Origin of the sequence: Pseudomonas sp. IT-P2 (assembly GCF_949767575.1) — a bacterium.
Lineage (GTDB): Bacteria > Pseudomonadota > Gammaproteobacteria > Pseudomonadales > Pseudomonadaceae > Aquipseudomonas > Aquipseudomonas pharyngis.
This window is the reverse complement of sequence record NZ_CATKQA010000045.1, coordinates 409,793-422,688: the sequence shown is the minus strand read 5'-3', so window position 1 is coordinate 422,688 and position 12,896 is coordinate 409,793. Positions and strand designations below refer to the sequence as shown.

Here is a 12,896-nt window from a genome sequence, read left to right as displayed (position 1 = left end):
CAAGCTGTAGGAAAAGGGATTCGATCAAAAAAGACCTTGCAGGTATAGAGCATTTCCCACACAGGCGCGTTCCACTTTCTTGCCGGGTGAACCCTCGTCGCCCGGCGAGGGTCTAGGCTATGCCTGTCTGCCGGAGAATGCTTGTGTCCGTGTTTCGTTTGAGCCTTGCCTGCCTGATGGCTTTCACCGGCGCCGCCAGTGCCCGGGATTACACCTACAGTGACGCGCACCTGCATTACGTGGATTTTTTCCAGGAAACCGCCGGCATGCCGAAATTGCTGACGGCCATGAAGGAAAATGCCATCGAGCATGTGATGATTTCCGGCATTCCCGTGGCGAAGAAATGGCACGAAGACGAGCCGAAGCGCCCGCGTTACTACGCCGGCGATGATGCCGATGCCTATTGGTACAGCGCGACTGACGTGATCGTCGCCGACGCGGTGCAGAAGCTGACACCTGAGCAACGCCAGTACTTTCACCCGTTTCTTTCAGGCTTCAATCCCAACGACAAGAACTCCGCCGCGCATATCCAGCGCATGCTCGATCTGTATCCCGGCTTGTGGCAGGGCATAGGCGAAGTCTTCACCCGTCACGACGATCTCACCGCGCTGACCTCCGGCGACACGCCACGCGCCAACAACGAAGCGATGACCCGCATCTATCACCTGGCCGCTGAAAACGATCTGCCGGTGATGCTGCATTCCAACATCACCTCCAAGCGTGAGAAGAACCCCCTGTACCTGAAGGAAATCGAAGAGCCGCTGCGTAATCATCCGCACACCCGGTTCATCTGGGCGCATGCCGGCACCAGCGCCGAAATCCACCGTCATCAGACGCAGCTGGATTTTCTGCTGCCGACCCTGACGCGAATGCTGGAGGCGTACCCGAACCTGTTTATTGATCTGTCGTGGAGCTTGCTGACGCCTTATCTGCTGGACGAAAAGGGTCAGCCGCGAGCGGACTGGGTGCAACTGGTGGAGCGCTATCCGGATCGCTTCATGATTGGTTCGGACGTGGTCGGGCGATTCAATAAACTCGGCAAGGAAATCCACGGCTTCAAGCCGTTTCTTGATGCCTTGCCCGAGACGGTCGCTAAAAAAGTCGCACGGGACAACTTCCTGGCGATATTGCCGCGAACAGCGCTCAAGTCCGGCAAACCCGCGCTGAATCGTTAATGCCGAGTGTTCGTAGGATCAAGGCCTTTTGATATCGCGTTTTGGTCTTACGCATTTTTTAAAAGGGCCGATACCTTCTAGAGCAACCAGCTGCAGGGTTGATGCAGCGCTTTTGGAAGGAACCAGAGCAATGAGTATCCGTAGTCTCAATATTGCGCCCAGGGCCGGCCTGGGTTTCGGCGTGTTGGCGCTAATGGTGTTTGCCCTTGGGGCGTTCGCCCTGCTGCAGATGTCGAACATGCGAACGCAATCCGACGAGGTCGACAATAACTGGCTGCCCAGCGTGATGGCGGTGGGCGAGATGAGCCAGGACATGCTGCGTTTGCGTGCGCTGACCATGCGCCTGTTGCTCAATCGCGATCCGCAGGCGCTGGATCAGAACGTGGCCAAGCTCAATGATTTGCGTGGAGTGCTGAGTGAAGCCCAGCAACGCTACGACATCCTGATCACATTGCCCGAAGAGCGCGCGCTGTTCGACCGCTTCAAGGTCGCCGAACACAAGTACCTGGAGCTTCAGGCGCAGGTGATGACGTTATCTGCTCAGGGACGAGTGGAGGAGGCGGCCGCCATTCTCAACGGGCAGATGAGCCCGCTGGCGGATGAAATTGCAGTGACCCTGCGTGAGTTGGTCGAGTTGAACAAGCACAACGCCAACCTCGCCACTGAGGCCGCACGGCTGGTGTTCACCAACTCGCGGGTGTGGGTCGGGGTGATGATCGGCATCACTGCGCTGATTACCATCGCGCTGGCGTTGTTGCTGACCCGCAGCATCGTGCTGCCGCTGTCGCAATCGCTCAATGTCGCGGAAGTGGTGGCCGGTGGCGATCTGACCGGGGATATCAGCATTTCCGGCAAGGACGAACCGGCGCGGCTGCTGCACGCGCTCAAGAGCATGCAGCACAACCTGCGCGACACTATCCGCCAGATCTCGGAGTCCTCCAGTCAACTGGCCTCGGCGTCAGAGGAGTTGAGTTGCGTCACCGAAGACGCGACGCGGGGGCTGCATCAGCAGAGCCTGGAAATCGAACAGGCGGCTACGGCGGTCAACCAGATGACGGCGGCGGTGGAGGAGGTGGCGAGCAATGCCGTCGCGACTTCCGAGGCGTCCCGTGAGTCTGATCGTATTGCCCAGCATGGCCGCGAGCAGGTGCAGCAGACCGTGTCGTCCATCGAGCTGCTGGCGGACGATGTCACCGCCAATGCCACGCAGGTGGAGGATCTGGCGCAGAAGGTCTACAGCATCAGCAAGGTGCTGGATGTCATCCGATCGATTGCCGAGCAGACCAATCTGCTGGCGCTGAACGCGGCAATCGAGGCTGCCCGGGCGGGGGATGCCGGACGGGGTTTTGCGGTGGTGGCGGATGAAGTGCGGGCGCTGGCCCATCGCACTCAGCAGTCGACTCAGGAAATCGAGCAGATGATCGGCGGCATCCAGCAGGGCACCGATTCGGCGGTCAGCTCGATGCAGCAGAGCAACGTCCGGGCGCGCTCGACCCTGGAGCTGGCGAAGGCCGCCGGCGTTGCGCTGGAGGAAATCGCTTCGGCGTTTACCTTGATCAACGAGCGCAACCTGGTGATCGCCAGTGCGTCGGAAGAGCAAGCGGCCGTGGCGCGGGAAGTGGACCGCAACCTGATGAACATCCGTGATCTGGCGATGCAGACCTCGGCGGGGGCCAATCAGACCAGTGCCGCGAGTCAGGAACTGTCGCGGCTGGCGGTGGATCTGAACAGCATGGTGGCCAGGTTCTCGGTCTGATCAGCGTTCGACAGGCGAAAAAAAGCCCCGCATTTGCGGGGCTTTTTGATTTTGTTTCGGATCAGCTGCCTTTGACCGTCTTGCCGTTGACCGTGCCGTCGAGGAGCATGATGTTGTACTCCTTGCCGTCGGTTTCGACCTGTTGCAGGCGAACCAGCAGGTAATCCCAGTCCTTGGCGAACCACAGGACGGTGATGCGCTTGCTTTGTGTCGGATCGCGAACGCGCTCGACCTTGATCGCATCGATCTGGCCGGCCTTGGTTTCGACTTTCTCCGAACCCAGCACGCGGAAGTCGTAGGTATCGACTTCGCCATCATCGACCACCTGATAGCTCATGCTTTTCTTGCCGGCGGCCACGTCATGCTGCAGCGCCAGTTGATAGGTGGATTTGTCGACCATGCCGCGGTTGAGCGGGATTTTCACCGCGTCGCCGCGGTCGGTTCCGGTCACCAGCTTGTTGGCCCAGTCGAAGTCCAGGTCAGCCTTTTTCGCCTTGCCCAGACCACCGCGTTCGAAGTGGTAGGACTGTGGCAGCAGGGTGTCCTTGTCCAGGGTCAGGGTGCTTTCCTCGGACAGGCTGGCAATCATCATCGAGGCTTTGAAGCTGAGCTTCCAGACGCCGTTGGCCTGTTTGGTCAGGCTGCGCTCGGCGGTGCCGCTCATGGGCAGCTGTTTCCAGTCGGCGGTGTAGCTGGCGGAGAACGGTTGAAGGTCTGCCGCCTGCGCGAAGGGCAGGGCGAGCAGAGCGCAAGCGAAGAGCAGGGCGCGACGCATAATATCTCCTAGTTTCGAATCAAGTGACCGCTGGCCGGCAGTGGCTGGCCATCCAGTAAAGCACCTTGCTCGCCGAGGCTCAGCCGTCCTTCGGCGAACCAGCGTATGGCCATCGGGTAGATCAGGTGTTCCTGAGCGTGAACCCGCTGCGCCAGACTTTGCGGCGAATCGTGCAACTCTACCGGGATTACTGCCTGTACGACCAGTGGTCCGCCATCGAGTTCCTCGGTGACGAAGTGCACGGAGCAGCCGTGTTCGGCGTCGCCGGCCTCCAGCGCGCGCTGATGAGTGTGTAACCCTTTGTATTTGGGTAGCAGCGACGGGTGGATGTTGAGCAGGCGACCCTGGTAGTGACGGACGAAGTCAGCGCTGAGAATGCGCATGAAGCCGGCCAGTACCACGAGTTTGGGGTTGAATTCGTCGATCAGTTCGATCAGCGCGGTATCGAAGGCCTCGCGGCCCTCGAATCCCTTGTGATCCAGCGAGCGGGTGGCGATACCCGCGTCACTGGCGCGTTGCAGGCCGTAGGCGTCGGCGCGGTTGGAAATCACCGCAGCGATGCGGACCGGGCTGTCGCCGGTCCGCGTGCTGTCGATCAGGGCCTGCAAGTTACTGCCGGTGCCAGACAACAGCACCACGACATCACAGGTCTGGGACATCAGTGAGCCTTGAGGTTCTTCAGTTCGACCTGAGCCGCGCCTTCGGCAGCGACAGCGATCTGACCGATGACCCAAGGCTGCTCGCCGGCGTCACGCAGGGTGTTCAGGGCAACTTCAACGTGCTCCTGAGCCACGCAGATCACCATGCCCACGCCGCAGTTCAGCACGCGGTGCATTTCGGTTTCGTCGACGTTGCCTTTCTCTTGCAGCCAGTCGAAGACGGCCGGGCGGTTCCAGCTGGCCACGTCAACCACGGCTTGAGCGCCTTTTGGCAGAACGCGCGGGATGTTGTCGAGCAGGCCACCACCGGTGATGTGGGCCATGGCCTTGACCGCACCGGTGTCCTTGATCAGCTTGAGCAGCGGCTTCACGTAGATGCGGGTCGGAGCCATCAGCAGTTCGGTCAGCGGCTTGCCGTCGAGCTGAACGGTTTCGATGTCGGCACCGGACACTTCGATGATCTTGCGGATCAGCGAGTAGCCGTTGGAGTGCGGGCCGGACGATGGCAGCGCGATCAGGGCGTCACCAGTGGCGACTTTCGAGCCGTCGATGATTTCGGCTTTTTCCACGACGCCGACGCAGAAGCCGGCCAGGTCGTAGTCTTCGCCTTCGTACATGCCCGGCATTTCAGCGGTTTCGCCGCCGACCAGCGAGCAGCCAGCCAGTTCGCAGCCTGCACCGATACCGGTAACCACGGTGGCCGCTACGTCGACGTTCAGCTTGCCGGTGGCGTAGTAGTCGAGGAAGAACAGCGGCTCGGCGCCGCACACCACCAGATCGTTGACGCACATGGCGACCAGGTCCTGACCGATGCTGTCGTGCTTGTTCAGGTTCAGCGCCAGGCGCAGCTTGGTGCCGACGCCGTCAGTACCGGAAACCAGTACCGGCTGCTTGTAACCGGCCGGGATCTCGCAGAGGGCGCCGAAACCGCCCAGGCCGCCCATGACTTCCGGGCGCGCAGTGCGCTTGGCGACGCTCTTGATGCGTTCGACCAATGCTTCACCGGCGTCGATGTCTACACCGGCGTCCTTGTAGCTCAGGGAGGGTTGCTTGCTCATGATCCAGGCCTTTAGGGGAGGGGATTCAGGGGTAACGACCGAGTTCAGCGGGAACGCCGAATCCGACAGGGGCGATTGCCTCACGCGAAGTTCGGGGTGCCCGGCTGTTGCCGGTCTGCGAAGGCGCGCGATTTTATCAGGCTTGAGGGGCAGCGGCCATCCTCACGCCGACGGGCAGGGGCATATCGATGGAAAAATTTTGCAATTGACGCTGTGGATGACATCACGGGTGCCTGTATAAGGAACCGTCTATCGTTAGGACTGTGCAAAAACTTACCGACCGCGTGTGAATGTTTTGCGACGGCCTGTGGTCACAGGCTTGCCACAACGGTGCACGCGGCCTGTTCCAGCCGCTCTTGTCGACGGGAATTCTCCATGCGTTTTTGTAAATTGCTGTTAGTGGGTGGTTTGTCTCTGATCAGCCTGGCGACCCAGGCGGAAAATCTCAAAGGTCTTTATCAGGTGCGCGAACCGGTCACTGGCCAGTCGCCAGAGGAGCGCGATCGCGCGACCCAGGCTGCGCTGGATACGCTGGTGCTGCGCCTGACCGGTGACCCGAAGGCCCCGCAGAACCCGGGGCTGGCGCCGGTTCGCAAGGATCCGCAGCAGATCATCAGTCAGTTCGGTTTCGATGCCGGGCCGCCGGAAGTGCTGAAAGTCGATTTCGACCCGGGAACCACCGAGCAGGCGTTGCGCCGCGCCGGGCTGGCGCTGTGGGGTGCCAATCGGCCCTCGATCCTGAGCTGGTGGCTGAACGATTCGACCGAGGGTTCGAGCCTGGTGGGCGACGGTCAGGCCAGTGCCGCACCGTTGCGCCGCGCCGCCCAGCACCGTGGATTGCCGTTGCGCCTGCCTTTGGCGGACTTGAGTGAGCAATTGGTCGCAACCGCGCCTGCGCTTGAAGGGGCCGACCCGGCGCCGCTGCGTAACGCTTCCGAGCGCTATAACGCTGACGCCTTGCTCGCCGTGCATGCGCGCGAAGAAAGCGGGCAATGGCAGGCCAAATGGCAATTGTGGCTGGGCGATAAAAAAGAGGCGGGCAACGTGCAGGGCGCGGATCAGGCGGCGGTGGCCGATGCGGTGATGCTGGCGGTCACTGAACGTCTGGCGCCACGCTTTGTGGCCAAGCCGGGCGCGTCCGGCCAGCAGACCCTGGAAGTGCAGGGCATGAATCTGGAGCACTACGCGGCGCTGCTGCGGTTACTCGAACCGTTCGGCGTGCGTCTGCAGAGTGTCGATGCCGATCGCATCCTCTATCGGGTCAACGGCAGTGCCGATCAATTGCGAGCGCAATTGTCGCTGGCGAAGTTGCAGGAACTGCCGGCCGAGGCACCGGCTCCGGTGGCTGCGCCTCAGCCTGCGGTCGTCGGGGCGGCGCCAACCGTTGCGCCGACACCGACACCGGCGGCGCCGTCCTTGCGGTTCCGCTGGTAGTTTTTCTTTCTTATATATAAGCAATGGAGTGTTACATGGCCGATACGCGGCGTTGGTTCTGGCTCGGTGGGGTGCTCCTGCTTTGCGCGTTTGTCTGGTTGCTGCATCCGATCCTTACGCCGTTTCTGGTGGCGCTGCTGCTCGCCTATCTGTTCGATCCGCTCGTCGATCGTCTGGAACGCCTGGGGCTGTCTCGCACCTGGGGTGTTATCGCGGTGTTCGCCTTGTTCACCCTGATCGTCACTGCGTTGTTGCTGGTGCTGGTGCCGATGCTCGCCAAGCAATTAGTACGGCTGTATGAACTGGCGCCGCAAATGCTCGACTGGTTGCAGCACACCGCCGTGCCATGGGCGCAATCGAAGCTGGGGCTGTCTGACGGCTTCTGGAAGTTCGACAAGGTCAAAGCCGCGATCAGCGAACACATGGGCCAGACCACCGACATCGTCGGTGTGGTGCTGAGTCAGGCGACGGCCTCGAGCCTGGCGCTGATCGGCTGGCTGGCGAATCTCGTGCTGATCCCGGTGGTGAGCTTTTACCTGCTGCGTGACTGGGACGTGATGATGGCCAAGATCCGTGGCCTGTTGCCCCGTGATCGCGAAGAGCGTGTGGTGGCGCTGGCGGGTGAGTGCCATGAAGTGCTGGGCGCGTTCGTGCGCGGGCAGTTGCTGGTGATGCTGGCGTTGGGCGTGATCTATGCGGCCGGTCTGATGATTGTCGGGCTGGAGCTGGGCCTGTTGATCGGTCTGATTGCAGGGCTGGCGGCGATTGTGCCGTACATGGGGTTTGTGATCGGCATCGGCGCGGCGCTGATTGCCGGGTTGTTCCAGTTTGGTGGCGATCTGTATCCGATGATCGGGATCGTCGCGGTGTTCATGGTCGGCCAGGCACTGGAAGGCATGGTGCTGACGCCTTTGCTGGTGGGGGATCGGATCGGTCTGCACCCGGTGGCGGTGATTTTCGCGATTCTGGCCGGTGGCGAGCTGTTCGGCTTCACCGGTGTGCTGCTGGCATTGCCGGTGGCGGCGGTGATCATGGTGCTGGTGCGACACGTCCACGATCTGTACAAGGATTCCGACATCTATAGCGGGGTGGATGAGCCGGAGTTGTAATGTGATGCGCGGGCTGCCCGGTGGATTGCCGGGTTGGCCCGTCTCCTGCAGGCCATGGCGCCAAAGAAACTGTCATAAAACCAGCACGTTAACGCAAACCTTTGATTTTGCTTGGGGTCTGTCGCATTGTGCGCTCCGCTTCACGGGTATAAACTTCGCTCACTTTACACAGAGGCCACTAACGGTTCCTTGGGAACTGTTCAGTCAGCATGAAACCGATTCAGCTGCCCCTAGGTGTGCGTCTGCGTGACGACGCCACCTTCATCAACTACTACCCAGGCGCCAATGCCGCTGCACTCGGCTATGTCGAGCGTCTATGCGAAGCCGACGCCGGCTGGACCGAAAGCCTGATCTATCTGTGGGGCAAGCACGGGGTAGGGCGGACGCATCTGTTGCAGGCCGCGTGCCTGCGCTTCGAACAGATGGGTGAACCGGCGGTGTACCTGCCGCTGGCCGAGTTGATGGATCGCGGCATCGAAATTCTCGACAACCTCGAACAGTACGAACTGGTCTGCCTGGATGACTTGCAGGTTATTGCCGGCAAGGCGGACTGGGAAGAGGCGATGTTTCATCTGTTCAACCGTCTGCGTGACAGCGGTCGCCGTCTGCTGATCGCGGCATCCACTTCGCCGCGTGAACTGCCGATCAAACTCGCCGACCTGAAATCGCGCCTGACCCTGGCGCTGATCTTCCAGATGCGTCCTCTCTCCGATGAAGACAAATTGCGTGCCCTGCAATTGCGCGCATCCCGTCGCGGTCTGCACCTGACCGATGAAGTCGGGCATTTTATTTTGACTCGCGGTACCCGCAGCATGAGCGCGCTTTTCGATCTGCTGGAGCAGCTCGATCAGGCCTCTTTGCAGGCTCAGCGCAAGCTGACCATTCCCTTCCTGAAAGAAACGCTGGGCTGGTAAAACCGGGGCTTTCAGCCGGTTTCGGCATATTTCAGGCGCCAGAAAACCCGCTTTCCTGTGGGTTGCACAGGCCGCGTCTCGATTCAAATAGGCTTAAGCGCTTAGATGTTAACGAGAAACCGGGAAGTCACAAAAAGATCGATTGAATTTGCAAATGAGGCTGATAGCGGGCATAGTCTCGGCTTCTTTACAACTATCAGCCACGGTCGTGCCCATGCTAAAGCGCTTCGCACCCCTCGTGCCTCTCGCACTCGTCACCCTGTTGTTCGGTTGCGCTGCTCATTCACCTGTTAATCAAGAGCAGCAACAACAGGTAAAAAACTCTGCCACCGCCCAGTCTTCCGTTATTTACCAGGAAGAGCTGGACACCGAAAAAGAACTCGCCGACTTCAACGGCAAGAAGCCTTACCAGCTTCCGGTTCTGGCCGACAGCATCCTCGAACGCGGCATGTCCCTGATCGGTACCCGTTACCGTTTCGGCGGTACCTCTGAAGCCGGTTTCGATTGCAGCGGTTTCATCGGCTATCTGTTCCGCGAAGAAGCCGGCATGAACCTGCCACGCTCCACTCGCGAAATGATCAACGTGGATGCACCGCTGGTTTCGCGCAGCAACCTCGAGCCGGGCGACCTGCTGTTCTTCGCCACCAATGGTCGTCGCGGTCGTGTCAGTCACGCCGGGATCTACCTGGGCGACAACCAGTTCATCCATTCCAGCTCTCGTCGCAGCGGCGGTGTTCGCATCGACAGCCTGGGCGACAGCTACTGGAGCAAGACCTTTATCGAAGCCAAACGCGCTTTGGCGAACGCTCCAACCGTGGTTACCGCTCGCAAGTAATCACGCTTTTGTCGCCACGCTCGTGGCGACAAGCGGTCCCTCAGGGGCAATAGACTTAAACTTTACAAGGTGAAGTTAAAGTCTTACTTGAAGTTTGCCGCGTAGCCGCTAGAATCCTGATCTATATTGATGGCAAACCGCCTGCGTCCCAACGCAGGCGGTTTTGTTTTCTATCGAATCGGCAGTCAAAGCCGCAGCCAGATCAGGATGTTCTGCATATGACGATGTCGGCCCGCTTTGCCTTGATGTTCTTCGCCGCGCTGCTCAGCGCCTGCGCCAGCCGCACTCCGCCGCCTGCGCCGGTGGTTCGCGCTCCGATCGTATTCGGATCCTCCCAGACCTTTTCGCCTGCTGCCGAAGACGTGCTGTTCCGCGCGCTGGGGCTGGTCGGCACGCCTTATCGCTGGGGCGGCAATACGCCGGATTCGGGCTTTGATTGCAGTGGCCTGATCGGTTTCGTCTACCGCGATGCCGCCGGCATCAGCCTGCCGCGTTCGACCCGCGAGATGATCGTCATGCAGGCGCCGAACGTCGGCAAGGAAGGGCTGCAGACCGGCGACCTGATCTTCTTCGCCACCAATGGCGGCTCTCAGGTCAGTCATGCGGGGATCTACGTCGGGGAAGGGCGCTTCGTTCATGCACCAGCCACTGGCGGCACGGTAAAGCTGGACAGCCTGTCGAAAGCCTATTGGCAGAAAGCCTATCTGAGCGCCAAGCGCGTTCTGCAGCCGGAGCATCTGGCGCATAACCCGTAATCCAGATACTTAAAAACCCGTGGGAGCTGAATGGCTCCCACGGGTTTTTTAATGCCTGCAATACATTAGCGGGCCGCTGACACCCGCCACACCTTGTTCCCCACGTCATCGGCTACCAGCAACCCACCTTGCTGATCGATCACCACGCCGACCGGGCGACCCAAAGCGTTCTCGTCCTTGTCGAGAAATCCGGTCAGCACGTCCACCGGCGTTCCGCTCGGCTTGCCAGCGGCAAACGGCACAAAGATCACCTTGTAGCCACTGTGCGGCTTGCGGTTCCACGAGCCGTGCTGGCCAATGAATGCGCCTTCCTTGAACTGTGCCGGCAAGCGATTGCCCTCGGCGAAGGTCAGCCCCAGTGATGCGGTGTGCGGGCCGACGGCGTAGTCCGGAGCGATGGCCTTGGCCACCATGTCCGGCCGTTGGGGTTCCACGCGCACGTCAACGTGCTGGCCGTAGTAGCTGAACGGCCAGCCATAGAAACCACCGTCCTTGACCGATGTGATGTAGTCCGGCACCAGATCGCTGCCAATCTCATCGCGTTCGTTGACGGCAGTCCACAGCGCACCGCTTTGCGGCTCCCAGGCCAGGCCGTTGGGATTGCGGATGCCCGAAGCGAAAATCCGGTGGTTGCCGGTGGCGCGATCTACTTCCCAGATCGCCGCACGCCCCTCTTCCTGATCGAGGCCGTTTTCGCCGACGTTGCTGTTCGAGCCGACGGTGACGTACAGCTTGCTGCCGTCTTTGCTGGCGATGACGTTCTTGGTCCAGTGATGGTTGAGCGTGCCGCCCGGCAAATCCACGACCTTGATCGGCTGGCTCTTGATTTCGGTCGCGCCGGGCTCGTAGTTGAAGCGCAGCAGGCGATCGGTATCGGCCACGTACAGATCGTTGCCGACCAGGGTCATGCCGAACGGCGAGTTAAGGTTCTGCAGGAACACCGTGCGGGTTTCGGCCACGCCATCGTGATCGGCATCGCGCAGCAGGGTGATGCGGTTCGGGCTGGGAACGCCGGCACCGGCACGGCCCATGACTTTTTTCATCACCCAGCCACGAATGCCTTTGCTGTCGTCGGGTTTGGGCGGGGCGTTGGTTTCCGCCACCAGCACGTCGCCATTCGGTAGTACATACAGCCAGCGTGGGTGGTCGAGATTTTCCGCAAAGGCTGCCACCTGCGTGCCTGCCGCTGTCGTCGGTTTGGCACCGGCCGGCCAGCCGATGGCCGGGGCGATGTTCACCGTCGGGATCAGGGTCTTGTTCGGTTCGGGCAGTTTCGGTGACGGGCCGGTGCCGTCGGAGACTTGCAGGCTGGAGGATTCACCACAGGCGGCGAGCCCTCCGGCGATCATGATGACGAAAACGAGCTGGGGCTTGCGCATTGCTGATCTTCCCTATGAATGCATTCCTAAACATAGAGAAGCGCACAAGCCCGATGGTTCAACCCTCAGCCGCGGGCTTCCTTGAACAGCACGGCAATGCCGGGGTGATAGTTGCCGGCTTCGCTGCGCAATTTGCGGTAGGCGTAGGGGAAATACCACGCGACGGCGCAGGTGTGTTCCTTTTGCAGGTCGTCGACCATGTCCTGCAACTCTTCAGGACTGGCGCTGTGTTGGGCTTTCTGTGGGGCGACGAACAGGCAGCCGAGTTTCAGGTCGCTGGCGTAGCTGATGCGCTTGGCGTCGCTGGTGATATCCGCCAAGGCTTGCGTCAGATTCAGGCTGGTGACGCGCGGCCAGCGTTGGGTGGCCTGAATGAAGGCGCGATCCTCGGCGCCAGCGATAAAAAGGTCGGCGCGGGCATTGCGCTCGCCTTCTTCGTTTTGTTTGCGGGTGGCAGTGTCGCGCAGCGTGACCAGTTCAGCCATCCACGCGGCGGCCGACAGCAGACCGAGGTTGGCTTTTTCGTCGTGCCAGTAGGGCGTGTCATTGTCGCCGCGCACGGCGTTGTAGCGGTCGATACAGTCAAACCAGCGTTCCAGCACCGGGCGCAGGAATTCCAGCCGCGGATTGCTGATGATCATGCCTTGCATGGGGCTCTCCCTTGTTATTGTGATGTGCTCTCTGCAGTCAAAAAGCATGGCTCTTTGATATCACTGCTGGCAGTGTGGCACAAGATTGGCGTCAGTTAATTGATCGGCGGCAGTTATTCGCCGCACAAGCCCCTCTTCAATTGACGCTCCACCCCCAACCCTCTAACCTTCGCGGCTTGTTTCAGGTGCTCTGTGGCGCATGTCGACAGAGTGAAACAGGGAAGCCGGTGAGGCGGGTCTTCAAGCGAAGAACCCTCACGATCCCGGCGCTGCCCCCGCAACGGTAAATGAGTAAAAGCTGCGTCTGATGCCACTGCGTAAAGCGGGAAGGCGCGCAGCCAGGCCAACGCCGCTCATGAGCCCGGAGACCGGCCTGATCCATCCAGCGGCATCACGG

General features: G+C 60.7%; 12 protein-coding genes and 1 riboswitch. Of the genes, 7 read left to right on the top strand and 5 right to left on the bottom strand.

What is annotated here, in order from left to right:
* Positions 1-119: 119 nt before the first annotated feature.
* Positions 120-1,175, top strand: coding sequence for an amidohydrolase family protein (locus tag ACM6JM_RS23685; RefSeq protein WP_414882603.1), 1,056 nt, complete (start codon positions 120-122; stop codon positions 1,173-1,175).
* 130 nt (positions 1,176-1,305) lie between these two features.
* On the top strand, positions 1,306-2,931 hold the full coding sequence (locus tag ACM6JM_RS23680) for a methyl-accepting chemotaxis protein (RefSeq protein WP_414882602.1): 1,626 nt from the start codon (positions 1,306-1,308) through the stop codon (positions 2,929-2,931).
* 61 nt (positions 2,932-2,992) lie between these two features.
* Here the strand turns inward: ACM6JM_RS23680 and ACM6JM_RS23675 are convergent, their stop codons facing one another.
* Genes ACM6JM_RS23675 through purM form a run of 3 tightly spaced genes read right to left on the bottom strand, consistent with a single transcriptional unit; the run spans position 2,993 to position 5,423 of the window.
* The gene (locus ACM6JM_RS23675; protein ID WP_007950391.1) at positions 2,993-3,706 is read right to left on the bottom strand and encodes a DUF3108 domain-containing protein; all 714 of its coding nucleotides are present in this window, start codon (positions 3,704-3,706) and stop codon (positions 2,993-2,995) included.
* Positions 3,707-3,714: 8 nt separating this feature from the next.
* A complete protein-coding gene (gene purN, locus ACM6JM_RS23670; protein ID WP_039769803.1) occupies positions 3,715-4,365 on the bottom strand; it encodes a phosphoribosylglycinamide formyltransferase in 651 nt (216 codons plus the stop codon).
* Positions 4,365-5,423 (bottom strand): phosphoribosylformylglycinamidine cyclo-ligase, encoded by a 1,059-nt coding sequence (gene purM / locus ACM6JM_RS23665; RefSeq protein ID WP_007950393.1) that lies wholly within the window; start codon positions 5,421-5,423, stop codon positions 4,365-4,367. The genes purN and purM overlap by 1 nt, the downstream gene beginning before the upstream one ends.
* Before the next feature lie 375 nt (positions 5,424-5,798).
* Here purM and ACM6JM_RS23660 point away from each other — a divergent pair, with 375 nt between their 5' ends.
* The 5 genes from ACM6JM_RS23660 (at position 5,799) to ACM6JM_RS23640 (ending at position 10,470) form a co-directional block, all read left to right on the top strand.
* Entirely contained in the window at positions 5,799-6,857 is a 1,059-nt protein-coding gene (locus ACM6JM_RS23660) for a DUF2066 domain-containing protein (protein WP_414882601.1), read from the top strand.
* A 35-nt stretch (positions 6,858-6,892) separates the two neighbouring features.
* Positions 6,893-7,966, top strand: coding sequence for an AI-2E family transporter (locus ACM6JM_RS23655; protein ID WP_039769808.1), 1,074 nt, complete (start codon positions 6,893-6,895; stop codon positions 7,964-7,966).
* A gap of 209 nt (positions 7,967-8,175) precedes the next feature.
* Positions 8,176-8,880 (top strand): DnaA regulatory inactivator Hda, encoded by a 705-nt coding sequence (hda, locus tag ACM6JM_RS23650; RefSeq protein WP_007950396.1) that lies wholly within the window; start codon positions 8,176-8,178, stop codon positions 8,878-8,880.
* Between the two features lie 214 nt (positions 8,881-9,094).
* A complete protein-coding gene (locus tag ACM6JM_RS23645) occupies positions 9,095-9,715 on the top strand; it encodes a C40 family peptidase (protein WP_039769810.1) in 621 nt (206 codons plus the stop codon).
* A gap of 218 nt (positions 9,716-9,933) precedes the next feature.
* Entirely contained in the window at positions 9,934-10,470 is a 537-nt protein-coding gene (locus ACM6JM_RS23640; RefSeq protein ID WP_039769812.1) for a C40 family peptidase, read from the top strand.
* Between the two features lie 65 nt (positions 10,471-10,535).
* Here the strand turns inward: ACM6JM_RS23640 and ACM6JM_RS23635 are convergent, their stop codons facing one another.
* Together ACM6JM_RS23635 and ACM6JM_RS23630 are read right to left on the bottom strand one after the other, a co-directional pair.
* Positions 10,536-11,849, bottom strand: a complete 1,314-nt coding sequence (locus tag ACM6JM_RS23635; RefSeq protein ID WP_414882600.1) for a PQQ-dependent sugar dehydrogenase — start codon at positions 11,847-11,849, stop codon at positions 10,536-10,538.
* A gap of 65 nt (positions 11,850-11,914) precedes the next feature.
* Positions 11,915-12,499 (bottom strand): hypothetical protein, encoded by a 585-nt coding sequence (locus ACM6JM_RS23630; protein ID WP_039769816.1) that lies wholly within the window; start codon positions 12,497-12,499, stop codon positions 11,915-11,917.
* A 166-nt stretch (positions 12,500-12,665) separates the two neighbouring features.
* Positions 12,666-12,891, top strand: a riboswitch (cobalamin riboswitch).
* The last annotated feature ends 5 nt before the right edge of the window (positions 12,892-12,896 follow it).

What these genes read in the sequence shown, in the direction of transcription:
- ACM6JM_RS23640 (WP_039769812.1), top strand. Translation starts at nt 9,934, where the DNA reads ATGACGATGTCGGCCCGCTTTGCCTTGATGTTCTTCGCCGCGCTGCTC.
- ACM6JM_RS23645 (WP_039769810.1), top strand. Translation starts at nt 9,095, where the DNA reads ATGCTAAAGCGCTTCGCACCCCTCGTGCCTCTCGCACTCGTCACCCTG.
- ACM6JM_RS23655 (WP_039769808.1), top strand. Translation starts at nt 6,893, where the DNA reads ATGGCCGATACGCGGCGTTGGTTCTGGCTCGGTGGGGTGCTCCTGCTT.
- purN (WP_039769803.1), bottom strand. Translation starts at nt 4,365, where the DNA reads ATGTCCCAGACCTGTGATGTCGTGGTGCTGTTGTCTGGCACCGGCAGT.
- ACM6JM_RS23675 (WP_007950391.1), bottom strand. Translation starts at nt 3,706, where the DNA reads ATGCGTCGCGCCCTGCTCTTCGCTTGCGCTCTGCTCGCCCTGCCCTTC.
- ACM6JM_RS23660 (WP_414882601.1), top strand. Translation starts at nt 5,799, where the DNA reads ATGCGTTTTTGTAAATTGCTGTTAGTGGGTGGTTTGTCTCTGATCAGC.
- ACM6JM_RS23685 (WP_414882603.1), top strand. Translation starts at nt 120, where the DNA reads ATGCCTGTCTGCCGGAGAATGCTTGTGTCCGTGTTTCGTTTGAGCCTT.
- ACM6JM_RS23680 (WP_414882602.1), top strand. Translation starts at nt 1,306, where the DNA reads ATGAGTATCCGTAGTCTCAATATTGCGCCCAGGGCCGGCCTGGGTTTC.
- hda (WP_007950396.1), top strand. Translation starts at nt 8,176, where the DNA reads ATGAAACCGATTCAGCTGCCCCTAGGTGTGCGTCTGCGTGACGACGCC.
- purM (WP_007950393.1), bottom strand. Translation starts at nt 5,423, where the DNA reads ATGAGCAAGCAACCCTCCCTGAGCTACAAGGACGCCGGTGTAGACATC.
- ACM6JM_RS23630 (WP_039769816.1), bottom strand. Translation starts at nt 12,499, where the DNA reads ATGCAAGGCATGATCATCAGCAATCCGCGGCTGGAATTCCTGCGCCCG.
- ACM6JM_RS23635 (WP_414882600.1), bottom strand. Translation starts at nt 11,849, where the DNA reads ATGCGCAAGCCCCAGCTCGTTTTCGTCATCATGATCGCCGGAGGGCTC.